The sequence below is a fragment of the Priestia endophytica DSM 13796 genome (assembly GCF_900115845.1).
In the GTDB taxonomy this organism is placed as follows: Bacteria; Bacillota; Bacilli; order Bacillales; family Bacillaceae_H; genus Bacillus_I; species Bacillus_I endophytica.
In genome coordinates, this window is record NZ_FOXX01000003.1 from 172722 (window position 1) to 194981 (window position 22260).

Annotated in this window: 24 protein-coding genes; 6 read left to right on the forward strand and 18 right to left on the reverse strand. The window is 36.3% G+C overall.

Translation table 11 applies throughout. The features are described from left to right. Positions 1-19 precede the first annotated feature (19 nt). A complete protein-coding gene (locus BM012_RS07700) occupies positions 20-862 on the reverse strand; it encodes an aldo/keto reductase (protein ID WP_061805185.1) in 843 nt (280 codons plus the stop codon). Between the two features lie 33 nt (positions 863-895). Continuing rightward, positions 896-2098 carry an MFS transporter gene (locus BM012_RS07705; RefSeq protein ID WP_061805184.1) on the reverse strand — a complete coding sequence of 401 codons (1203 nt, stop codon included), beginning with the start codon at positions 2096-2098 and terminating at the stop codon, positions 896-898. 186 nt (positions 2099-2284) lie between these two features. Here BM012_RS07705 and BM012_RS07710 point away from each other — a divergent pair, with 186 nt between their 5' ends. Next, complete coding sequence (locus tag BM012_RS07710; RefSeq protein WP_061805183.1) at positions 2285-2671, forward strand: winged helix-turn-helix transcriptional regulator; 387 nt, start codon at positions 2285-2287, stop codon at positions 2669-2671. 29 nt (positions 2672-2700) lie between these two features. Here BM012_RS07710 and BM012_RS07715 read toward each other — a convergent pair whose 3' ends face one another. Further along, positions 2701-3693, reverse strand: coding sequence for an LLM class flavin-dependent oxidoreductase (locus BM012_RS07715; protein WP_061805182.1), 993 nt, complete (start codon positions 3691-3693; stop codon positions 2701-2703). A 94-nt stretch (positions 3694-3787) separates the two neighbouring features. On the opposite strand from BM012_RS07715, the gene BM012_RS07720 reads away from it, so the two are divergent. Beyond that, positions 3788-4231 carry a YndM family protein gene (locus BM012_RS07720; protein WP_061805181.1) on the forward strand — a complete coding sequence of 148 codons (444 nt, stop codon included), beginning with the start codon at positions 3788-3790 and terminating at the stop codon, positions 4229-4231. A gap of 28 nt (positions 4232-4259) precedes the next feature. Here the strand turns inward: BM012_RS07720 and BM012_RS07725 are convergent, their stop codons facing one another. After that, complete coding sequence (locus tag BM012_RS07725) at positions 4260-4949, reverse strand: MgtC/SapB family protein (RefSeq protein ID WP_061805180.1); 690 nt, start codon at positions 4947-4949, stop codon at positions 4260-4262. 136 nt (positions 4950-5085) lie between these two features. Continuing rightward, positions 5086-5478: a hypothetical protein gene (locus tag BM012_RS07730; protein ID WP_061805179.1), complete on the reverse strand. Its 393-nt coding sequence runs from the start codon at positions 5476-5478 to the stop codon at positions 5086-5088. Positions 5479-5808: 330 nt separating this feature from the next. Here BM012_RS07730 and BM012_RS07735 point away from each other — a divergent pair, with 330 nt between their 5' ends. After that, entirely contained in the window at positions 5809-6624 is an 816-nt protein-coding gene (locus BM012_RS07735; protein WP_061805178.1) for a Cof-type HAD-IIB family hydrolase, read from the forward strand. Between the two features lie 31 nt (positions 6625-6655). Here the strand turns inward: BM012_RS07735 and BM012_RS07740 are convergent, their stop codons facing one another. From BM012_RS07740 to BM012_RS07795, 12 genes are all read right to left on the reverse strand, one after another. Further along, positions 6656-7087, reverse strand: a complete 432-nt coding sequence (locus tag BM012_RS07740) for a threonine/serine exporter family protein (RefSeq protein ID WP_019395467.1) — start codon at positions 7085-7087, stop codon at positions 6656-6658. Between the two features lie 25 nt (positions 7088-7112). Then, positions 7113-7874, reverse strand: coding sequence for a threonine/serine exporter family protein (locus BM012_RS07745; RefSeq protein ID WP_019395466.1), 762 nt, complete (start codon positions 7872-7874; stop codon positions 7113-7115). A gap of 299 nt (positions 7875-8173) precedes the next feature. Beyond that, positions 8174-8377: an IDEAL domain-containing protein gene (locus tag BM012_RS07750; RefSeq protein WP_019395464.1), complete on the reverse strand. Its 204-nt coding sequence runs from the start codon at positions 8375-8377 to the stop codon at positions 8174-8176. Positions 8378-8640: 263 nt separating this feature from the next. Then, complete coding sequence (locus BM012_RS07755; protein WP_061805177.1) at positions 8641-8937, reverse strand: hypothetical protein; 297 nt, start codon at positions 8935-8937, stop codon at positions 8641-8643. An 80-nt stretch (positions 8938-9017) separates the two neighbouring features. Further along, entirely contained in the window at positions 9018-9644 is a 627-nt protein-coding gene (locus BM012_RS07760; protein WP_061805176.1) for an NAD(P)-dependent oxidoreductase, read from the reverse strand. A 51-nt stretch (positions 9645-9695) separates the two neighbouring features. Next, a complete protein-coding gene (locus BM012_RS07765; protein WP_061805175.1) occupies positions 9696-10661 on the reverse strand; it encodes a DMT family transporter in 966 nt (321 codons plus the stop codon). Between the two features lie 20 nt (positions 10662-10681). Further along, entirely contained in the window at positions 10682-11335 is a 654-nt protein-coding gene (locus tag BM012_RS07770) for a GntR family transcriptional regulator (RefSeq protein ID WP_061805174.1), read from the reverse strand. A 70-nt stretch (positions 11336-11405) separates the two neighbouring features. Beyond that, the gene (locus tag BM012_RS07775; RefSeq protein ID WP_061805173.1) at positions 11406-12788 is read right to left on the reverse strand and encodes a DEAD/DEAH box helicase; all 1383 of its coding nucleotides are present in this window, start codon (positions 12786-12788) and stop codon (positions 11406-11408) included. 229 nt (positions 12789-13017) lie between these two features. Further along, the gene (locus BM012_RS07780) at positions 13018-14127 is read right to left on the reverse strand and encodes an S-layer homology domain-containing protein (protein WP_061805172.1); all 1110 of its coding nucleotides are present in this window, start codon (positions 14125-14127) and stop codon (positions 13018-13020) included. 483 nt (positions 14128-14610) lie between these two features. Further along, positions 14611-14799, reverse strand: coding sequence for a hypothetical protein (locus BM012_RS07785; RefSeq protein ID WP_061805171.1), 189 nt, complete (start codon positions 14797-14799; stop codon positions 14611-14613). A 264-nt stretch (positions 14800-15063) separates the two neighbouring features. After that, positions 15064-16335: a cation:dicarboxylate symporter family transporter gene (locus BM012_RS07790; RefSeq protein WP_061805170.1), complete on the reverse strand. Its 1272-nt coding sequence runs from the start codon at positions 16333-16335 to the stop codon at positions 15064-15066. Positions 16336-16711: 376 nt separating this feature from the next. After that, entirely contained in the window at positions 16712-17419 is a 708-nt protein-coding gene (locus tag BM012_RS07795; protein ID WP_061805169.1) for a DsbA family protein, read from the reverse strand. 215 nt (positions 17420-17634) lie between these two features. Here BM012_RS07795 and BM012_RS07800 point away from each other — a divergent pair, with 215 nt between their 5' ends. Beyond that, a complete protein-coding gene (locus tag BM012_RS07800) occupies positions 17635-18258 on the forward strand; it encodes an SIMPL domain-containing protein (protein WP_061805168.1) in 624 nt (207 codons plus the stop codon). Here BM012_RS07800 and BM012_RS07805 read toward each other — a convergent pair. Beyond that, a complete protein-coding gene (locus tag BM012_RS07805; protein WP_061805167.1) occupies positions 18255-18758 on the reverse strand; it encodes a GNAT family N-acetyltransferase in 504 nt (167 codons plus the stop codon). The two genes, BM012_RS07800 and BM012_RS07805, sit on opposite strands and share 4 nt — an antisense overlap. A 251-nt stretch (positions 18759-19009) precedes the next feature. Between BM012_RS07805 and BM012_RS07810 the strand changes: the two genes are divergently transcribed. Both BM012_RS07810 and BM012_RS07815 read left to right on the forward strand, forming a co-directional pair. Further along, entirely contained in the window at positions 19010-20620 is a 1611-nt protein-coding gene (locus BM012_RS07810; RefSeq protein WP_061805237.1) for a PucR family transcriptional regulator, read from the forward strand. A gap of 175 nt (positions 20621-20795) precedes the next feature. Continuing rightward, on the forward strand, positions 20796-22109 hold the full coding sequence (locus tag BM012_RS07815) for a nucleobase:cation symporter-2 family protein (RefSeq protein WP_061805166.1): 1314 nt from the start codon (positions 20796-20798) through the stop codon (positions 22107-22109). The last annotated feature ends 151 nt before the right edge of the window (positions 22110-22260 follow it).

Consider the following 22260-nt stretch of genomic DNA (forward strand, 5'->3'; position numbering starts at 1 on the left):
ATGCGTTCTCTACCTTCATTTAGAAGTTAAATTCATTTGGATTTGGACCAACACGACGATTTTCATTTAAGGAGCTAATTTGTTTCATCTCCTCTTTTGTTAATTGAAAATCAAAAATGTTGGCATTTTCAATAATGCGATGTTCTTTTGTTGATTTCGGAATTGTAATCACTCCATTTTGAACATCCCAGCGAAGAATAATTTGAGCAACAGATTTTCCGTGATGTTTGGCAATGCGAGTCAACTCTTCATTTTGTAAAAGCTCTCCTTGCATAAGTGGTGACCATGCTTCAAAACGAATCTCGTTCTCCTCACAAAAAGCCTTTACTTCACTTTGAGTCAAGCGAGGATGGTACTCGACTTGGTTGATCATTGGTTTCATTTCAGCTTGTTGCAATAATGCCTCTAAATGATGAACTTCAAAATTGCTTACGCCAATTGCTTTCACTTTTCCTTCTTTATAAAGAGTTTCAAGTGCTCTCCAAGACTCCTTATACTGATCTTTTCCTGGCCAGTGAATAAGATAAAGGTCAAGATAATCGAGACCAAGTTTTTTCAAACTTTCTTCATAAGCAGATATTGTTTCTTCATAACTTAAACCATCATTCCATACTTTTGATGTGATAAATAGGTCTTCACGACGTAAATTATTTTCTTCTAAAGCTTCTTTAACGCCAACTCCAACTCCCTCTTCATTGCCGTAAATAGCAGCTGTATCAATGCTTCTATACCCGTGCTTAATTGCATTTTTCACAGCTTCTACAAGCTCTTTTCCCTCTTCTACTTTGAACACGCCTAGTCCAAATCCAGGCATTTTGACTCCATTGTATAGTGTTACCGTATCCTGTAAGTTTTTCATTATTAAAATCCTCCTAAAAAAGTTTTCTTATCCTTGCTAAGCAATGTTTCTTCCTGTTTTTTGATCTTTTCTTTCTAAAGAACGACTCCACCCTGTTAGAAGAACAGCGCCAGCTACCATCAAGGCTCCAACCCATGTTGTATGAACAAGGCCAAGTGAGTTTGTGACGACTCCTCCAAAATAAGAGCCAATCGCAATTCCTGCATTGAACGCTGCAATGTTAATCGCAGACGCCACATTCACAGCACTTGGTACAAATCTCTCTGCAAGCATTACAACATATACTTGCAGACCGGGAACGTTCATGAATGCGAAAAGCCCCATCATCAAGATGGTCGCTAACCCTATCCCTTTGAAAGGCGCAGTGAAAAACAATGCTAACAGAATAAGTGCTTGAAAAATAAACATGTAAAACAGCGCTCTTACCGGGTTTTGGTTAGAAAGTTTCCCACCAACCATGTTTCCAATCGCAATTGCTACTCCATAAAGAAGAAGAAGCACAGCAACAGTACTTCCTTTAAAACCTGTTACATCTTGTAAAAGTGGTGAAAGGTACGTAAAGACAACAAATGTTCCCCCATATCCAAGAGCTGTGATAACAAAGACAAGCAATAAACGACCGTTTGTTACTAATTTCACTCCATCTTTAATTGTTGTTTTTTGTCCTTTTGACAAGTTTCCTGGCACTAGTATACTATTTGCTAGAAAAGCAACCATTCCAATGACAACAATTGTTACAAAAGCAAGACGCCATCCAAACTGCTGACCAATAAAAGTTCCAAACGGCACTCCTGTAACAGTCGCAACCGTTAACCCTGTAAACATTATAGAAATTGCGCTTGCCCGGCGGTCTTTTGAAACAAGATCAGCGGCAATTGTTGAACCAATTGACATAAAAACACCGTGAGAAAAAGCAGCGATAACTCTTCCAATAAGAAGCATGTTAACGTGAATAGCCCCTGCTGAGATTATGTTTCCGATAATAAAGACAATCATAATCCACAGTAAAAGTGACTTTCTTGACATATTAGAAGTGACGCTCGTTAAAATTGGTGCTCCAAATGTTACTCCTAGTGCATATAAAGAAACGGTTAGACCTGCTGTTGTAACCGAAATATTCAGATCTTCGGAAATAAGCGGCAAAAGTCCTACACTAATAAATTCTGTCGTTCCTATAGCAAAAGCACTCACTGCTAAAGCAAGCAGTGCAAACGTACTTTGTTTTTTACTTAAAGACATGAAAAACTTCCTCCTTTATCTATTGATTTTTGGTTTGTTTGTTTTTTATCAAAAAACAAGGTACAGTAAAAAAAAATCTAATAAACCGCCGGTAAATGTTATTATGGGAGATAAGAATAGAAAAAGGAAGAACGCACTTTAAAGTGCTGTAGGTACTTTTTAGTGCCTATAGAAAAGGAGAAGAAAATGGAAAAAAAGCTTGAAACAAAAAAGAAATACAACATTTCAGTAGAAGCAACGCTTGAAGTTATCGGAGGAAAATGGAAGTGTGTTATTCTTTGTCATTTAACGCACGGTAAAAAAAGAACAAGTGAGTTAAAGCGCCTTATGCCAAACATTACGCAAAAAATGCTCACTCAACAGCTTCGAGAACTTGAAGAAGATGGCATTGTAAATCGCATCGTGTATCAGCAAGTGCCCCCTAAAGTGGAATATGAACTAAGCGAGTATGGAAAAAGCTTAGAAAGCATTCTAGATGCACTATGCAACTGGGGAGCTTCTCATATTACAAAGATTTATGGAGACAAGTTTTCTGTCTTGGAAGAGAGTGTATTAAACGATAAATTAAAATAAAAGATCCCGCTAACGCGGGATCTTTTATTTTACAGAAAAAGCTCTGCCAAACGCTTAAATGATTTTTTCTTTTCTTCAAAATCATATATATTCGTAAGAGCCATCACTTCATCTGCACCATATCGATTCATAAGATTAAAAAGCTCTTTCGTTACTGTTTCACGTGAACCAATGATCATTCGCTTTCGATTTTGACGTATTTTCTCTTGATCTCGTTCTGTGTAATGATAAGCTTTTGCTTCTTCTATGCTCGGAACACGACTGTCTAACCCTTTCTCAACCTGAAGGAGCCATAAGTCTTGACTTGAAGCAAGCAACTCTGCTTCCTCATCACTTTCCCCACAAATAATAAAAACCGCTACAATTGAAGCAGGATTTTTCAAGTACATGGAAGGTTTAAACAATGTTTTATACGTCTTTAACGCTTCTACTCCTCTGTTCGGAGAAATAAAATGGCCGAAAACATAGCCTACTCCATAACTTGCAGCTAGGGAAGCACTATTCTCCCCAAGCCCTAGCGTCCAAAGTGTAGGAGGCTTGTCTGTTAGAGGGGCGGCTTTAATGCCGTTATATAAGTGACTTCCTGGAAGCGTTCGATGAAGATGATGAATAACATCTTGAAGCTTTCTTGGATAAGCTTTCAACCCATTTTCCTCCGTATCTCCGAGCGCTCTTCTAATTTTCTCTGGCCCACCTGGAGACCTCCCAATGCCAAGATCAATTCGTCCTGGATAAAGAGCTTCCAGCTGCTGAAATACTTCGGCAATTTTAAATGGACTATATTGTGGTAAAAGCACTCCTCCAGAACCAACACGAATAGATGAGGTTTTAGCTGCAATATGACTCATTAATATTTCAGGAGCTGTGCTTGCAAGCCCTCTTGTTCCATGATGTTCTGCAAACCAATATCTGCTATATCCTAATGACTCCGCGTATAAAGCAAGCTGTGCTGATTTCTCAAGTGTTTGGTGAGCGTCTTGTCCTTTTGAAATCGGTGCTTGATCGAGTATGCTTAGTTTCATTTCAGTTTCATTCCTTCCTAACGTTATGGGCATGTTACCCGAGTATAAAACTTTATTCTTCCGTTCACACTAAAAATAAAAAGGAGGTTCGGATATGAATCATCTAAAAGCGCTGCTTGTAAAATTTATTTGTTCTATCGTTGCTTTTGCAATTGCACTTGATTTATTTTTTGATGCCACAATTGTTGATATTCTCTCATTTAGTTTATTCGTAACAGTTGCTTCATACTTAATTGGCGATCAAATCATCCTGCGCCGTCTTGGCAACCGGGAAGCTATTATTGTCGAATTTTTGCTAACGTATATGAGCGTGTGGATTTTTGGAAGTATTCTCTTTGACAGCTACCCGCAAGTAGCTTGGGGAAGTATCTTATCTGCGCTAATTATTACAGGAGCTGAAGTACTTGTTCATCGCTATTTCCTTAATTATGTACCGAAAGAAAGAAAAGTGAAAGATATGCGTTTCAAACGCCGTCCTGCTTATAGTACTGAAATGGCAAAAGAAACTGATATCCATAATAAAAACGAACCAGAATAAAAAGCGAAAGCCTGTAGGCTTTCGCTTTTTATAAGGATTCCATTTCAACGCTTACAATATGCTCAATATGTTTCAGCTCATAATACACTTCTGTTGTGTAAACATTTTCATCTACTAAAAGACTTAGCTCAAGCTGAAGAAGATCACTATTTTTTAAATCTTTAATTCGGACTTTTTGTGCCTTCATTTTACGCTGTTTTAGTTCTTTCAAGATATCCGTCATTTTTTCATCGTTATCTACTACAATCTTTACTTTTAGCTCTTTTTCACGAAGCTTTTTCGGACCGATTCCTTTAATTAAAACAGGTAAAATTTCAACGCTTATAATAAGCAATCCTGTTGCCAGAATGGCTTCGAACCAAAAACCCGCTCCACAAGCAATTCCGACTCCTCCTGCTGCCCATACCATTGCTGCTGTTGTTAATCCAGAAATAATATCGTTATTTCGGCGTAAAATTACACCTGCGCCTAAAAATCCGATTCCAGATACAATTTGAGCAGCCAATCGCAGAGGATCCATCGGTCGCTCATACTCTTCTGCGAACTGATAGGCAGCCTCAATGGACACACTTGTTAATAAACAGCTTGTAATCCCAATTACAACGCATGTTTTGAGTCCTAACGGTTTTTTCTTTAGCTGACGTTCAAGGCCAATAATGATAGATAAAATAGCAGAAACCCCAATGTTAAAAATAAACTCATGGTTATACAGGTTCATCCTTTTGCTCCTCCAAAGAACTTTTCTCTCTTATTGCATTATCCGTTCTATTAAAAGTTTGCCCTTTTATCATTAATTTATCAAGTATAATTTACATATAGAATGTACTTAACAATGAATAGGATAAAAAAACATCCTATGCAATGGATGCTTTTTCTGTTTCTTTTAGCTTATTCTCCAACGTGTTCATCTCAATCTCTGCTTGCTTTCTTTTAGCAAAGGAAAGCTTCAATGCTTCTTCATCAAAGCGTGCTTTTTTAAGTAACATTTCTACAGATTCTATAAACATTGGGACAGTTTTCAGAGCGCTTTGATGATTATTGTTATACTGTTCTGGTACAGCTAACTTCTTCATGTCTTCTAAGCAAGAGGTATATTGTTTTAAAAGCTCCCTATATCCTATATTCACTTCTTTTATCGTTTTTCTTTGTTCCATTAAATCTTGGTTTAAAGAAATATATGCGTTTGAAATATTCGTTAAACTTCTTTGAAGCTCCTCTCTTGCTTCAATATAGTTTTCTTTATTCACGATTATTTCTCCCCCTATCGTTATGGCTTTTCTTCTCTTTACCCTATTTAATTTAATAGAAACACAAAAAATCCATGAAGAGACTACTTCTTCACGGATTTCTGTACAAAACAAAAAGAGGCCGTATAAACGGCCTCTCTGACGTATTGCGGCGAAAAACCATATGACCACATTCATATGTTGAGCAAAAGCTCATTTTTCGTCTTATGCAATTAGCTCATCGCTTTATTAATATAACATCATTCATAAAAAATAACAATCTTTTTTTTATTTTCTATTAGAGAGATTTATAGTACGATATGAACATAGAAAAGAAAAGGAGCGAAAATAATGGCCTATAAAATGATTGTGCTAGATTTAGATGATACCCTTTTGCGTGACGATCATACCATCTCACCATTAACAAAAAAAGCACTAATGGATGCACAAAAGAGCGGTGTAAAAGTCGTCTTAGCTTCTGGACGTCCTACATATGCAATGCTTGATATTGCGAAGGAACTTCATTTAGATGAGTATGGAAGTTTTATCTTATCTTTCAATGGAGCTAAGATTATTAATTATAAAACTAAGGAAGAACTTTTCAGTAGTACCCTTTCTCCTGAAACAGTGCACCATTTATACGACTTAAGTAGCAAAGAAGACGTGGACATTCATACGTATGTAGGCGATACCATTGTAACGCAAAAAAACAATGAATTTACAGAGATTGAGGGACAAATTACAGGATTGCCAATTAATGAAGTTTCTAACTTTAAAGAAGCCATCACAACTCCTGTTGTAAAAGTTCTTATGGTGGGTAATCCCGAAAAGCTAGCCCTTGTAGAAAAGAAACTCCAAAGAGAACTGAACGGCATTCTTAGCGTTATGAGATCGAAGCCTTATTTCTTAGAATTTACAGAGGCTGGGGTAACAAAAGGAACGAGCTTGAGCCAACTTATTAAAAAGCTTGGTATTGAACGTGAAGAAGTTATTGCGTTTGGTGATAGCTATAACGACCTTGCTATGCTTGAATTCGCAGGGCTTGGAGTTGCTATGGGTAATGCCCCTGATGACATTAAAGAAAAAGCAGACTATGTAACAGATACAAACATGAATGACGGTATTCCAAAAGCTCTTGAAAAATTTGTTTTAACACCAGCACACTAAAAAAAGCGCAGGAGAGATTTCCTGCGCTTTTTTATAACCTTACACGGCGAATCATTTGATTGAAAATCTCGGATAGTACAAGCCCCATTGCAATAGCTCCTGAAATCATAAGCGCTTTTGCTCCGAACTGAGCTGCTAACGCATAGTTATTTTCAACAATATTTCGCATTGAATTGTAAGCAAGCGTACCTGGTACAAGAGGAATGATTCCAGCTACGTTAAAAATAATAATCGGTGTCTTATAAAGCTTGGCAAATACTTGGCTGACAATTGCAATAGCAAATGCAGCCACAAGTGTGGCCACTATTGAATCTGTATCAGCATCCGCTACAAGTAGGCTATAAATGCACCAGCCAAACATGCCAACAAAGCCCGATTTAATGATTGAGTGTCTCGGTGCGTTAAAAATAATGCCAAAGGCAGCGGAAGCAACGAAACTTGTTAAAATCTGATCAATCATCATATTACATATTCCTTTCCTCTGTAAGTTATAAAACTGTAAAAATAACCGCGGCAACGCCTGCTCCAATAGCAAAAGCGGTTAAAAAGGCGTCTGCTCCCTTTGCAAGCCCTGAAATGAGGTGCCCTGACATAAGATCTCTTACTGCATTTGTAATTAAAAGTCCCGGTACAAGCGGCATAAGTGAGCCAATAATAATTTTATCAATTTCGTTTCCAAGCCCTTTTGTAACGAAAGCATAAGCAATAAGAGCAATAATAAGAGAGGCTAGAAACTCAGCTAAAAATTTAACGCGGACAATACGATGAAAATAAATAAAGCAAGAAAATCCAATACCACTTGTAATAAGAGCAGGAAAAAAATCGCTCCATCCGCCTTGTGATAAAAATAAGAAACAGCCACTTGCAATAGAAGCTGCAAGAACCTGGATGCGAACAGGATATGTCATGCTGTCTGTTTCAACTTCTTTTAATCGTTTGAACGCTTCTTCAACAGGCACTGTCCCTGTACTAATTTCACGGGAAATGCTGTTCACAACACTCACCTTATGCAGGTCTGTTGTTCTGTCTGAGATGCGAATTAACTTTGTTGGTTCTCCTTGGCCTTCAACAGAGAAAATAATACCTGTTGGGGTAACATAGCTATGTGTACGACCTATTCCATATGAAGCGGCAATTCTCATCATCGTATCTTCGACTCGGTTTGTCTCTGCTCCACTTTCAAGCATCAATTTTCCGGCAAGTAAGCAGAGTTCAATGACATTATACGTTTTTGGGGTTTCATTTTCCATTTTATCTCTCTCCACAATGATTAGTATGCTTTTAGTAAAGAATAAGCGCTACAATATTTTAGCATTCTTACAGTGTAAAACAAAAAGGCTCAACTTAGCAATCTATTTTACCGTCTTTATGTGAAAAGAATTTCATATTATAAATAAATTGAATCTTTTTATCATCGTTAGCTTTCCTAGCAAAACTTATTCCCATTAATTTCAAGCCCCTGCATTTTCTTACCCTATTTGTTATGATGTAAAACAATACAAAAAAGAAGAAGCAGAGTTGCTTCTTCTTTTAACGTTCATCTATTAAGCTATACGGCAGAGAGGTTTTTCAACTCTTCCGTTAACCGTAAAAATTCTTCTTTATTCTGATTCTCTAGTGACTGGTCGATTTCCTTTTGGATTTGTTGCTCTCGAAACGCATTTAAAGCTTGATCCAATACCATTTCAGCAATAAGCGAGTCCGTAACATTTACTTTAGGGGATTGAGAAGGATTAACTGCATTGTCTTTCATAAGAAATCAACTCCTTGTCCTTTTTTACATTATAACAGAAATTTCAGATAATTCAACTTATTTTAATAATTATTTTTAAGCTTCAAAAATGTTCTTTATTTTTTGAGGATGTTGGTGTTTCTTTACTCCTTCTCTTCCCTTTTTTCTTACTTGTTAAACAAAAAAATGTAAACGTTAAACAAAAATTAAAAAACTCCTTCACTATTAGTAAAGTTTATCGTTGCAAATTTAAAAGAACACCTGTAGGCAGGTGTTCTTTTAAATTATGTAAACCGCTTAAGCTGATCTAGACGGTTTTCCTTTGTCATAATCTCAATTTGTTTTTCTCCTAACAAATCAAAATGAGGGTACCCTGAACGGTTATCAATAGCTTTTTTAGGAAGATTATATTTCTCTCCCCAAGAGATTAAACGTTCTATATTGCTGCAGCCTACTTTTGTGACCGTTTTAGCGTTTGGAAAGCGATCATCAAGCCAATAGTGGGTCAAAAATGCAATTTCGCCCTCCTCAACGGCTCTCTTCCAATTTTCTAACTCTTTTCGTTTAATACCGAAAGCCATACTTTCACCTGTTTTCTATCTAAGTTTACCTTTTGTTTGCAAGCGCTATTTTATCATGTCTAGTATAAGATTACCAACGATTAGTTCGATATAAACGGCGTACCTCTTATATATTTTTTACTATCTATTTGAGAAATCAAAAAACTCGCTATATCTTCGTTTGTAATTACTTTTCCTGGCATATTTTTTGTCGCTACTTTAATATCTCCTTTTCCTTTCTTGTCTACAACAAAAGGAAGACGAATAAGCGTCCAATCTAGCGAGCTTGCTTTTAAAAGTTCGTATTCCTGTTCTTTTTCCTTCATCATCGGCGAAAAAAAGAGTTGAAACAAATTTGCGCCTACTTGATTTAGAAATGTTTTTTCGTCCCCATTCAGCGTTAAAGACGCTCCTGTTGCCACAATATAACGTTTTATTCCTAGCTCTTTCATTCCCTGTATAATATGTGAAGTTACCGTCCTATAAAAAGGCTTTTCACTTTTAGGATGTCCAACAGTATTAATAACAGCATCACACCCTTTTATCAGCTCTTTTATATCATCTTTATTCCTAGCATCTCCCCTAATGAAGCAAACTTTATCCCCACTTCCACTTTCTTCTCGATATCGTGTTAGCATCTTGACGCTATAGCCTTTTTCTAATGCTTTTTTACTTATTTTTTTCCCTACTGTACCTCTTCCGCCAATAATAGCAATCTTTTTATTCATTTTTCTTACTTTTCTTTTAGAACATAATTTTATTAAAATATATATTATGGATTAAACAGATAAACTTTGATCTTTTTTAATCTTTCTATTTGAAGCATAGCTTTGGGCCATCATACCGCCGACAACAAACAAAATCCCAATCCATGAAATCGCTGTTGGTAACGGAGCCGAAAGCAATAAAACTTCTCCCAAAAGAGCAAAAAGAACTTCAAATGACTGCGTTGCTTCCACTGCTCCAAGCTTTTGCATATCATGTTTCACAAGATCTGTTGCCGCAAAGAAGAGCGCTGTAGCACAAACTCCCGAAAGTAACGCAACAATAAGTGACTGAACCGTTTGATTTACACTTGGCACTCCTTCTTCAAAGAGTCCATAGATTGTTAAAATGCCCCAAAATGGCATGCTTGCAAGCGTCATTCCTAACAAGCGCTCGTATGGATCTACCTTTCCCTCGCAAACTTCCATCATCTTACGATTGCCAAGAGGATAGGCAAAAGAAGCGATTAGAATAGGAAGAACACACAGAATCATACTTCGTAAAGAAATTTCGGTTGCATGATCTATTTGCATAAATATAACACCTAGTAAAATAAAAGAAGAAAATAAAAGACTTCTATATGGAATACGCCCTCTTACTAAAACATACTCTGAGCCCCTTTTAATTCTTGCGTAAAAGAGCGGAGCTAATAATGATCCAGATAAAATGGTAATTTGCCATGTTCCTGCAATAAGCCACCCAGGACCATAAGCAGCCGCAAAGCAAAGCGGTGCATAAAATAAGCCAAAGCCAACAGTGCTCCATAAAAGCCAGCTCCAAGGCTTTTGTTTTATTTGTTTTATTAAATGAAATACTTTTCGCTTACGATAGACAATGAACAACAGAAAGGGAATCATAAAAACAAAGCGAAGTACAGCACTCCAAATCCAGCTTCCTCCTTCTACTTCCATAAAGCGATTTAACACAAATGTGGAAGCAAAAAAGAGAGAAGCTAAAATCCCTAAGAAAATAGGACGCATTTTATCTCCTCCTAGCTCTATTACCGAGCGAGTTTATCCCCTAGAGTAAGCCAGTTTTTTTCAACAAGCTTCTCTACTTTCTCTTTCTCTCCTTTTTGAACAGCTTCAATAATTTCCTGGTGATCTCTGTATGAACTTTCTCCTTCTACAGAGCTAAATTTAGAAAGCTCAAGCCGATATACATTTCCAATAAGGCGTGCGAGCATTTTTTCAATTTCTGGATTTTTAGAAGCTCTCACAAATACGTTATGAAAACGATAATCTTCTTCAATCGCACCTCGAGCATCTCTCTCTCTCATTCGGTATTTAAAGTTTTTATTTGCGTCTGAGAGCTCTTTTATTTCCTCCTCTCCTATGAATGGAAATGCTAACCTTGCTGCAAGAGCTTGTAAAGCTGCCACAACAACAAAGGTATGTTTCGCCTCCTCGCTATATAAAGGAGCAACTTTTGTTGAAGATCCTGGGGAAGATTCAACAAGACCTTCATCTTCGAGTCTTTTTAACGCTTCACGCACAGGAGTGCGACTAACCCCAAAGTCCTCTGCTAGCTGATGATCATGCAATCGTTCACCAGGCTGAAACTCTAGCGTCATAATAGCTGACTTAAGACCTTCATAAACTTGATCGCGCAATGACGGACGAATAATTTTTTTTATTTTCTGATTTTTATCCATAAAACCAATATATCACATTTAGGTTTTTAAAAAAATAAGAACTTCTTCATGTTGAAGAAGTTCTCCCTGTTTATCTTGATCGTTTTGTGCGACTTTGCTTTCCAGTTTTGCGGCCGCTGTTTTTTCCAAAGTTGCTTTGACGATCATTGCTGCTCCCACGGCTGCTTCTGCCACCTTTATCTTCTTTTTTTCGCCCTCTTTTTGGGGAGTCTGTTCCTTTGCCTCTTTTCCCTCTTGAAGTAGAAGCTGAATGATTTTCTCGCTTTCCTTCTCTCTTCGGCTCTTTTTTCGTTTGCTTTCGTTCCCCTTGAGGCGCTCTTTTTTGTTGAGAACGAAGTGGCTCATCATCCACAGTTTTACGATTAAGCTTAAAGCAAATTTCCTTTTCAATAAGCGTCATTGTTCTTTCGTCTTTCTCAGCAACAAAAGTAATCGCTAGTCCTTTTCCACCCGCTCTTCCTGTTCGACCAATTCGGTGAATGTAGCTTTCTGCATCTTCTGGAATATCGTAGTTAAAAACGTGTGTTACTCCTTCTACATCAAGACCGCGGGCTGCTACATCTGTTGCGACAAGAAGCTGTATTTCTGCATTTCGAAAGCTCTTCATTACTTTTTCACGCTTTGCTTGCGTAATATCTCCGTGAAGCTCTTCTGATTTGTAACCGTTACGTTTTAAAGCATCATTTAAGACGCCAGCACGACGCTTTGTACGACAGAAAATAACGGCTAAAAAAGGTCTATGTGTTTTTAATGTTTCTAATAAATCATACTGTTTTTTACGGTCTGTTGTTTCAATAATAAACTGTTTAATTTCTTTAACTGTTACTTTTTCAGCTTTAATCGTAATATCAACAGCTTGTTTTAAATGTTTTTTCGATAATTTACGCACTCCATCCGAAATCGTAGCCGAAAACAACAGCGTTTGACGATTTTTTGGCGTTTGAGCAATAATTTCTTCCACTTCATTTAAAAAGCCAATATGAAGCATTTGATCTGCTTCATCTAAAACAAGCGTTCGAACTTTCTGCAGGCTAATCGTTCCTCGGCGCAAATGGTCAAGAAGTCGACCGGGTGTTGCCACAACAATTCCTACGTTTCCTTGCAGTTTTCTCATTTGACGTTCAACGTCTTGTCCTCCATAAACAGCAAGCGCCTCTGGCAAGCCAAGCTGCTTAGTGAGCTTATTGCTCTCATCTGTAATTTGAAGAGCAAGCTCACGCGTTGGAGCAACGATTAAGGCTTGCACACTTTCATCTTCAAGATCTAGTTTTTCTAAAATTGGAAGAAGAAACGCAAGCGTTTTTCCTGTTCCTGTTTGCGCTTTTGCAATAACATCTTGTCCTTTTAAAACTGCAGGAATCGCTTTCGCTTGCACTGGCGTCGGTTTTACAATTCCTCCTGCTTTTAATCTTTCACATACTTCTATACTAATTCCTAGTGATTGAAAGCTCATATTTAGCACTCCTTGCTTTTTACGTTCATAAAACAAAAAATGGCTTCAGCACATGCGAAACCATTTTTCTATGTTTTTTATGAAGAATAGTTACTTTTCGTATTGTACCATGAATGGATAGAAAAGCTAGTTTTTTATGAGAATATGCCCTTTTTAAAGCCTTGTTCTATGCATGTTGACATATAACGAAAAAGCTAGCAAAAGGAAGGCCTCTTACTAGCTTTTCACATTAGTAAATCTTTTTAAGTTCTTGAATTTTATCAACCGGCTTGACAGAAGTATCAAGCATTAACACAAGTCCAACACCTTGTACATAGTATTCAGACGTATCAAAATTAGTTTTAATTTCAATCGCATTTTTGAAAGTACCTGCTGGAGTTGTAATTGTTTTGTTCATTGAAGTAACTACATACGTAATAGGATCTTCATCTTCGTAGAAATCATCTGTCCACTTTGTATTTAATTTAAGCGGATATGGGACTGTCGAAGAAATAAAGCCGTCTTGCCATCCAGCAATAAAGCCGTCCTTATCTTCGCTATAAGCATAATCGTACGTATCTCCGTCTGTGTCTCGGCCTGTCCAGTTGTCAATACCCGAATCTGTACCTGTATACTTTACCGTTTCACTATAATTTTCATCAAACGAATAACTATAAACGTAAGTTTTGCGTGGATTTGGCTTCAATCCACCTGTTATAGCACGGTTTGCCGCATCTTCTTTAAAAGAAGAATCAAGCGTACGAGCTAGAAAAACGGAAAAATGCTGACGTGAAATAGACTGATATGGCTTAAATGTATGGTTAGAATAACCTGTTGTTACGTTATTGTATGCTAATGCATTGATGTATGTATAAAATCCATCTGTGCTTGGCACATCGTAAAACTCGCTAACAGTCGTTCCTTTTAGATTATAAGCAAGACTTAAAACCTTAGCCATTTGTCCTCTTGTAAGAGTATTCCATGGATTAAAATATTTTTTGCCTGTTTTTGAATCTTGCTTCCCCGAAATAAAGCCAAGCTGAACAGCTTTAGCTGCTTCCTCATAGCCATAATCTCCTTTTTTCAAATCGGCAAAATTCGGATCTGGAGCCCCGCTTAAATCCTTTATTCCTTTTGCACGCAGAAGCATTTGTACAGCTTGAATTCTCTTGATAGATGCTTCAGGTTGAAAAGTACCATTCTCATACCCGTTAATAATTCCTTTATCTGCAAGGAAATTAATCTCTTTTTCGTAAAGAGTAACGTCTTTAAATGTGCTGCTAGCGTCTGCGTGCTGAAACGGAATAATAACCGTCATTAGAAGACTTAGGGCTAGCAACATGCGCCCAAACTTTTTCAATCTTACTCCTCCTAAAATATTACTAAAATATTAAACTTACATTACTAATTTATTACACCATTTCTTTAAAAAGTCAACATAATTTTAATGTGGAAAACGTGGTAATTTATTACTATAAGATTTAGTCCCTTTTTCTCTTTCAAAAATTTTCAAAATACTTTTTTCTATTTATTCATTTCATTATGAGGGTCATCCTAAAAACATATCTAGCAGGAAAGTCCCATCTGCTAGATATGTAAAATTCCCATTAAGAAAAGGACTTATTTCCGAAGTCGTTCCTGCTGTACGACAAAAACCTTTGGCAATTGTTTAAGAAAGAAGGAAACCATTATGATCATGCTTACACAGGAGATTTTGAGGAATATACCGAAAAGAGCCACAATAGAGAAAATGCGATTGTTGATTTATATTGCTATTAAAGCATAACGAAAAAACCCTCTCTTTCTATGAGAGAGGGTTTTTTCGTTTCCCACTCTTACTCACTTAAGCTCCCTTCTTTCTTAAGAAATTAGAGATCAGAATAAGAAGAAGTCCTAAAATAGCTGTAAATTTCACAATTCCGTTGTCTTGTATAACGCTATAATCAAAAAAATTCATCCATCCAACAAAGCCGATAATAAATAAAAGAAGGCCAATTGCGAACACAAACTTACCTTTAACTGTTCGTTTCATTTCCTCCTCCCTTCTCCCCCTTTCTCTTTACTAACCTTTACCCGTCTAGTAACCATTCAAAAAGTCTTTTATATATTGTTGTCCAACTAACAAAACAAGAATATATGAGGCATTGTTTAAAATAATAAAAATTAAAAAAGTTTCTAAACCTAACATTTTCTAAGTCTTCTTCTCGTTCTTTAAAAATATAGGCTTAAAAAAACCTTTACTCTAATAGAGTAAAGGTTTTTATACACGCTATAATTAAGATAAATCCATCTCTCTTTAAGCGGCATTCGATTTTTTAAGTGATGCTGTATATTCTGCTGCTTTTTGTTTGTCAAAACTACCTTCCCATCTTGACATCACAATAGAAGCTAAAGCATTACCGACTACGTTTACAGATGTACGAAGCATATCTAAAATACGGTCAATTCCAGCAATGAAAGCCATTCCTTCTAATGGCAATCCCATTGAACCTAGTGTTGTTATTACCACAACAAATGAGGCACCTGCAACACCCGCCATCCCTTTAGAAGTTAACATGAGTACGAGTAGAAGAGTGATTTGCTCTCCGATAGACAGGTGAATTCCATACATTTGAGCAATAAAGATAGCTGCGATAGCTTGATAAATGGAAGAGCCGTCTAAATTGAATGTATAACCTGTCGGAATAACAAACGATGTCACAGCTTTTGGGCAGCCGAATTTCTCCATTTTATCAATTAATTTTGGTAAAACGGCTTCTGAACTTGCTGTTGTAAAAGCTAAGATAAGCTCCTCTTTTAAAATCTTTATGATTACAAAGATATTTACTCCTGCCATCTTAGCGATAATCCCCAAGACAACAAAAACGAAGAAGAACATTGTTAAATAGATAACAAGAATAAGCTTACCTAATGGAATCAGTGAACCTATTCCAAATTTCGCTACGTTCACACCAATTAAAGCAAAAACTCCAAAAGGAGCAAATTTCATAACTAAGTTCGTGATCCAAAACATAGCTTCTAATAAGCCTTCAAAAAAACTTAGCACAGGCTTTCCTTTTTCTCCAACAGCCGCTACGCCTAAGCCTAATAGGACCGAGAAAAAGACAATCGCTAGTAAATCTCCCTCAGCTAAAGATTGCACAATATTACTTGGTATAATGTGAACAAATTGATCCGCAATACTTCCCTTCTCTTCTGTCTGAGCAGTCTCTTCATAGGAAGATATATTGCTTTTTTCAAGGTTCCCCATTTCAATCCCTGTACCAGGATGAAATAAATTAGCAGCAAGCAACCCTATTAGAAGAGCAATTGTTGTCACAATTTCAAAATAAAGAAGCGTTTTCCCACCTAGTTTACCTAATTTTTTAATATCCCCTACTCCAGCAATTGATACAACAAGAGCTGATACGACAATAGGAATAACAATCATTTTAACTAGATTTAGAAAAATATCCCCAATTGGTTGAAGAATTGCCATCGCCGTTTCATTTCCATAAAAAATGGCACCTACAGCAATCCCTAAGGCTAGGCCAACAAAAATTTGTGTAGCTAACCCAAACTTTTTCATTTTCTTAACCCCTCTCAAACATTTACCCTTAAATGTTGTCTTTTGATGATCTCGTTTCTAAGCTGTAAAACCATTAGAGCTCAATTTGAGAACAATTAGATATGAATCTTCATACCTAAATGTGTTTAATTATAAATGTTTTATATTAATTAAACAAGGATTCATTTTCTCTATTTCTTATGTAATAATATAATATTACACGTATGGAATCCACATCATATTATAAAAAGAATGATAAAGTACTTTTTTCATTTTTATGTAAAAAAATCCATAAATTTTAATAAATGTTATGTTTTACTATTCGTTGCTATATTTCTTTGCTATAAATAAAAACAAAAAGGCTAACTCACGATGAGCTAGCCTTTTTATATCTATATTATTTTGCATCTTCTAGTTCTTCTTCAACCATTTTCTTTAAATCCTCATATGATTTGCCTTCATAAAGCTTTCCATTCACATAAACAGTTGGAGTAGAGTTGATTTGAAGATCGTTAACAACCTTTAGATCTTCATTAACCGGCTTTTCTCCTTCTCCATCTTTAAAGGCTTTGACAACTCTATCTACTTCTTCTTGACTTACAAACTCACTCAGACGCTCTGTTAATTCTTTTTCTGTTAAAAAGTCAATTTTTTCATATTTGTAATCAGCAGGCTGATTTTTGTATAAACTTTCATGAAACTTCCAAAATGTTTCGTCACCAAGCTCCTTGTACACTATTTCTGCAAATTGAGCGGCACGCGTTGAATCATTGTTAATGAACGGGAAATTCATAAAGTGAAACTGAACTTTCCCTGTTTGAATAAGCTCTTTATCAATTTGAGGAAAGTATGTTTCGTTAAATGTCTTACAAACAGGACATTTATAATCTCCAAACTCTACAATTTGAACTGGCGCTGATTCTTCCCCTAGAACAGGTTGATTTTTATAATCAAAAGAAGCCTTTTCATCTCCCATGTTGTTTAGAACAACTAATCCAACAGCTCCAATAACAAAAACGGCAATAATAATATAAAACCATATATTTGATGATTTTGTTTTGGACGTATTTTTATATCCTTGCTTTTGCTTTTTCTTTTTGCTCATGAATTCCCTCCGTCTTTTTCTTTGCTTTTGCCCACACTTCTCATCTATTCTTTTAAACTTACATAAGTTCACAATGTAACTATACGTATTGATGATAAAAGGTGTCAAGCATTACGACCACCATCCTCTCTTTCTATTCATAGAGAAGAAAAAGAAACATATGCTAGAAATAGGAGAAGTTTATTATATTTAAAGAAAGAGAGTGAGGATTATTGATGAATACAATGCTTCTTGAAGGAGAAGGAACAGCAGTTATGGAACCTGATCAAGCTTCATTGATCATTGGAATTGTAACAAATAATAAAAGTCCAGTGAAAGCCCAAGAAGAAAATACTACCCGCTCCCATAACGTTATTGGAGCTTTAAAAACTTTAGGAATTTCAGAGCAAAACATTAGAACAAGCTCATATTCTATTTACCCTCGCTATGATTACATTGAAGGAGTATCAACTTTAAAAGACTATGAAGTTCAACATCTTCTCCTTGTTACAGTGAAAGATTTGTCTCTTCTTGGTCTTGTCTATGAAACAGCTCTTGAGAACGGAGCGACAACAACTCATAGTATGCGGCTTAGTCTATCAAATACTGAAACCGCTTATGAAGAAGCTTTAAGTAATGCACTTCTCGGCGTTCAACATAAAGCACGCAGCTTAAGTAAATCTATTGGCGTAAAAGTAAATCCTATTCCATTAAAAATAGTGGAGAGAAGAATAGAAGAAGGAACAGTATTCACTCCTTTTGCTCAAAAAGCGCTAAGTGCTGAAGGTGGCCCTCCGATTGAAAAAGGAGAACTTACTATTACGGCTTATGTAAAAGCTCTTTTTCATTATGTATATTAAACAAACAATCCCATAAAAATAACATCACTATATTGTTCTTCTCGTATTTTCATCACTTTCCTTTGTCGTCCTTCTTCACAGAAACCAAATTTCTGATAAAGTCGGATGGCTTTTTCGTTGTGGGAGAAAACTTCAAGATCAATTTTTTCAAGTCCTTCTTCTTCTATCCCCCATCTGATAAGATACTGAAGCAAAGAACTTCCAGCACCACTTCCTCTAAAATCCCTCTTTACACCCATTCCGAATGTTCCAGTATGACAGAAGCGAACGTAAGGAACTCTCGAAAACGATAGAAATCCGATCACCTTTCCACCTTCCTCTGCTACAATCGTTAATCCTCCTTTTTTCTCTCGCTCTCCTATCTTTCTTCTATAGTCCTCCTCCCTTTCTTCATCATCATCTTGTGACCGAAGAAAAAATGTCGTGTTTCTTGCAATCTCATTTTTAATTTCTACAATATGTGCTGCATCTTGCTCGGTAGCTTTACGAATACGTATCATATGTTCCTTCCTTTTTTAAAATTTTAATCGTTCTTTTTATGTATTCTTTTTTTAACAGTGTATTCCTTCTTGTTTCTTTTTTTATGTTAAGTTTCTTAACACTAATGATTTATCTTCTGAACTTTACTGCTAATATAGAAAATAATCATCGGTAAAAATGTTCGTTTTTACGCATTTTTTTAGTTATACTAGCTAATTTTCCAAAAGGTTAGATCACTATGTTTATGTTTTTTAAAGAAAGAGGTGAGAATGTGAAGGTAAAAGACGTATTAGAGCTTCCTTCTCTAGAAGAAGCGTTCACGTTAGCAGGACACTCAGGGCTTTACAGAAACGTTCAGCATGTGAACATGATGGACGCTCCTGACATTATTCACTATTTATCAAAAGACGACTTACTTCTCACAACAGCTTATCATTTCAAAGATGATCCTTCAGCGCTTTTATCGTTAATTAGAAAAATGCATGAACGAAACTGTGCAGGTCTTTGTGTAAAAACAAAACGGTTTTTAAAAGAGCTTCCATCTGATGTTTTAGCACTCGCGAATAAACTCTCTTTTCCAATTATTGAAATACCTGAAAGCGTTGCCCTTGGAGATGTCGTAAACAATACCTTAGGCACTATTTTAAACACGAGAACAAATGAGCTTCAACAAGCCATTCATGCTCATCAACAGTTCACAAATCATGTTTTAAGCGGACGCAGCATTGATGAGTTGTTACAAAATCTATCCCTTATGATTGGCTATCCTGTTCTACTTCTTAACCAACATTTCAAACTTTTAACTCAAACCCATTATGATGAAAAAGCTTCAGAAAGCTCAAAGAAATGGAACACGCAAAACACTTCTTTTTTCCTAAAAAAAACTCCTTATTCATGTTTCTCTATTCGAGATACACATGAAGTTTTTTCCGCTTTCCCAGTTCCAACACATGAAAAGAGATGCGGCTCTCTACTAGTCAAAGAAAATCTTGCCAAACTTGATCAAGGAAAGATTTTGATGATTGAACAAGCAGCAAATGTTATTGCTTTTGAACTGATGAAGGAAAGTGCTTTAAAACAATACGAACGAAGAGCAAAAAATGAGTTTTTCACTAATTTTGTAGATGGAAAATTCACATCAAGAGATGAAATAAGAAACCGCACAAAAGAATTTGGACTAAACTGTGAGCAAAAATATATTCTTATCGCAACAAAACTTGATCGAAATGAAAAAGGCATCAGCTTTACAGCTCACCAAATGGAAACCGACGTTGTATATGAATTTTTAGAGGAAGAGCTTGAATCTATTCCATGGCCTTGTCACTTTTTTCTTAAGGGAACGATTGGCGTTATTTTTGTAGAAGTAAATGATAGATGGATTGGTCTTCATGAAACAATCATTTCAGCCCTACAACATATTCAAAAAGGAGTTTTAGCAAGCTTTCAGAGGACGATTTCTTTCGGGATAAGCAGCATTACTCAAAATTTATTTGAAATAGAAAGTGCTTACGAAGAAGCTCTCGATGCCCTTGATACAGGTCATTTCTCTGGAAGTATGCAGTTTATTCAAACCTATCAAACAAAAGATGTCACAGAACTTCTAAGAGTCGTTCCTAGACAGGATTTAAAAAAGTTTTATGATCATACGCTTCAAAAACTTTCTTCTCACACCCAAGATGAGGAACAACGCTTATTGCATACACTCTCTGTTTTTCTAGAAACCCACTGTCAAATATCTGAAACAGCAAAACGATTATACGTGCATCGCAATACTGTTATTTATCGTCTTGAAAAATGCGAGGAACTGCTTGGCAAAAGTTTAAAAGATCCTGATACAACGCTAAAGTTAAGACTAGCTCTTCGCATTGGAACAATGTTGTAAATTTCAAATGTTATATTTCATAACATAAAAATCGTTTATTTCAGAATTTTCGTAACCTTTTTATAATCAATATGAAAATATTAGTTATTTTAACTAATGACTTAACCCCTTTTCTAACGTAACATGTTACTTAATGTAACACATAAAAGCATTTTAAAAGAGGAGAGGTTGATTAATGAACACTCGGCAGTCACGAGGAAAAATTTTTTCATTTGGTCTTCAGCACGTTTTAGCAATGTACGCCGGAGCTATCCTTGTTCCCTTACTTGTAGGAAGAGCGCTTGGTTTAAATGCAGAAGAATTAGCATATCTTGTCGCGATTGATTTGTTAACATGCGGAATTGCTACCCTTCTCCAAACATTAAAAAGCAAATATCTCGGTATTGGATTACCTGTTATTCTTGGCAGTTCTTTTGTAGCCTTAACACCCATGATTAGCATCGGTTCTCAGTACGGAGTTCCTGCTATATATGGAGCTATTATTATCACAGGTCTCTTTATCTTTTTTGCTTCTTCTTTTCTAGGAAAACTTGTCCGCTTCTTTCCTCCTGTTGTCACAGGAACGGTTGTTACGATTATTGGGATATCCCTTGTTCCAACGGCAATTAAAAACATGGGAGGCGGAGCAAATAGCTCAGACTTCGGTTCTAGTGAGAACTTGCTGTTAGCTTTTAGTGTTCTCTTTCTTATCATAGCTATGAACCGTTTTTTCTCAGGATTTATGCGCTCCCTTTCCGTTTTAATTGGCATTATCGCCGGTACTATTTTTGCTGCTTTTTTAGGTAAAGTGAATCTAGATCCTGTAAAAGAAGCTTCATGGTTTCACTTCCCACAAGTTTTTTACTTCGGTTTGCCAACTTTTGAACCTGGAGCTATCTTGACAATGCTTATCGTTGGACTTGTCATTGTGATTGAATCAACAGGAGTGTTTTTTGCCCTTGCAAAGATTTGCGATCGTTCTTTAACAGAACAAGAACTTGCAAATGGCTACAGAGCGGAAGGTTTAGCTATCTTTTTAGGCGGTATTTTTAACGCATTCCCTTACAATACGTTCGCTCAAAATGTCGGACTTGTAGAACTATCTGGAATTAAAACACGTAACGTTGTCGTTGCAGCAGGCGGTATTTTAATCTTTCTTGGCTCTATTCCAAAGATCGCCGCATTTGCGACTATTATTCCAAATGCTGTTCTTGGAGGGGCAACCGTTATCATGTTCGGGATGGTGATTTCTTCTGGGATGCGGATGTTGAGCAATGTTGAATTCACCAACAATAACTTGCTTATTATAGCGTGCTCTATCTCACTTGGACTCGGCGTAACTGCTGTTCCTAATCTCTTTTCATCCCTTCCATCTTTTTTAAGCATTCTTGTAAGTGACGGCGTTATTACAGGAAGTCTTGCTGCTATTATTCTGAATTTGTTTTTCAACGCTAAAAAGAAAAAAGGAGACGTTTCTCTTCCTAACTCTTTAAAGGCAGAAGAAGCTTGAGTAAAAATGAAAGGAGCTTCATAGATGAACATCGCCGGATTCCTTTAGTTTACAGAAGTTCAGGAATAAATTCGGCGATATCTTTGAGCATTTCCAATGGGTTGCTTTTCCGAGTTATCAGTGATATAAAATTACCCTCTAATTCGTATAC

Coding starts and splice junctions, on each gene's coding strand:
- BM012_RS07795 (WP_061805169.1), bottom strand. CDS start 17,419: ATGAGCAAAAAGAAAAAGCAAAAGCAAGGATATAAAAATACGTCCAAA.
- BM012_RS07790 (WP_061805170.1), bottom strand. CDS start 16,335: ATGAAAAAGTTTGGGTTAGCTACACAAATTTTTGTTGGCCTAGCCTTA.
- BM012_RS07735 (WP_061805178.1), top strand. CDS start 5,809: ATGGCCTATAAAATGATTGTGCTAGATTTAGATGATACCCTTTTGCGT.
- BM012_RS07745 (WP_019395466.1), bottom strand. CDS start 7,874: ATGGAAAATGAAACCCCAAAAACGTATAATGTCATTGAACTCTGCTTA.
- BM012_RS07705 (WP_061805184.1), bottom strand. CDS start 2,098: ATGTCTTTAAGTAAAAAACAAAGTACGTTTGCACTGCTTGCTTTAGCA.
- BM012_RS07740 (WP_019395467.1), bottom strand. CDS start 7,087: ATGATGATTGATCAGATTTTAACAAGTTTCGTTGCTTCCGCTGCCTTT.
- BM012_RS07800 (WP_061805168.1), top strand. CDS start 17,635: ATGAATACAATGCTTCTTGAAGGAGAAGGAACAGCAGTTATGGAACCT.
- BM012_RS07715 (WP_061805182.1), bottom strand. CDS start 3,693: ATGAAACTAAGCATACTCGATCAAGCACCGATTTCAAAAGGACAAGAC.
- BM012_RS07765 (WP_061805175.1), bottom strand. CDS start 10,661: ATGCGTCCTATTTTCTTAGGGATTTTAGCTTCTCTCTTTTTTGCTTCC.
- BM012_RS07760 (WP_061805176.1), bottom strand. CDS start 9,644: ATGAATAAAAAGATTGCTATTATTGGCGGAAGAGGTACAGTAGGGAAA.
- BM012_RS07815 (WP_061805166.1), top strand. CDS start 20,796: ATGAACACTCGGCAGTCACGAGGAAAAATTTTTTCATTTGGTCTTCAG.
- BM012_RS07775 (WP_061805173.1), bottom strand. CDS start 12,788: ATGAGCTTTCAATCACTAGGAATTAGTATAGAAGTATGTGAAAGATTA.
- BM012_RS07720 (WP_061805181.1), top strand. CDS start 3,788: ATGAATCATCTAAAAGCGCTGCTTGTAAAATTTATTTGTTCTATCGTT.
- BM012_RS07710 (WP_061805183.1), top strand. CDS start 2,285: ATGGAAAAAAAGCTTGAAACAAAAAAGAAATACAACATTTCAGTAGAA.
- BM012_RS07785 (WP_061805171.1), bottom strand. CDS start 14,799: ATGAAACGAACAGTTAAAGGTAAGTTTGTGTTCGCAATTGGCCTTCTT.
- BM012_RS07755 (WP_061805177.1), bottom strand. CDS start 8,937: ATGGCTTTCGGTATTAAACGAAAAGAGTTAGAAAATTGGAAGAGAGCC.
- BM012_RS07770 (WP_061805174.1), bottom strand. CDS start 11,335: ATGGATAAAAATCAGAAAATAAAAAAAATTATTCGTCCGTCATTGCGC.
- BM012_RS07725 (WP_061805180.1), bottom strand. CDS start 4,949: ATGAACCTGTATAACCATGAGTTTATTTTTAACATTGGGGTTTCTGCT.
- BM012_RS07805 (WP_061805167.1), bottom strand. CDS start 18,758: ATGATACGTATTCGTAAAGCTACCGAGCAAGATGCAGCACATATTGTA.
- BM012_RS07750 (WP_019395464.1), bottom strand. CDS start 8,377: ATGAAAGACAATGCAGTTAATCCTTCTCAATCCCCTAAAGTAAATGTT.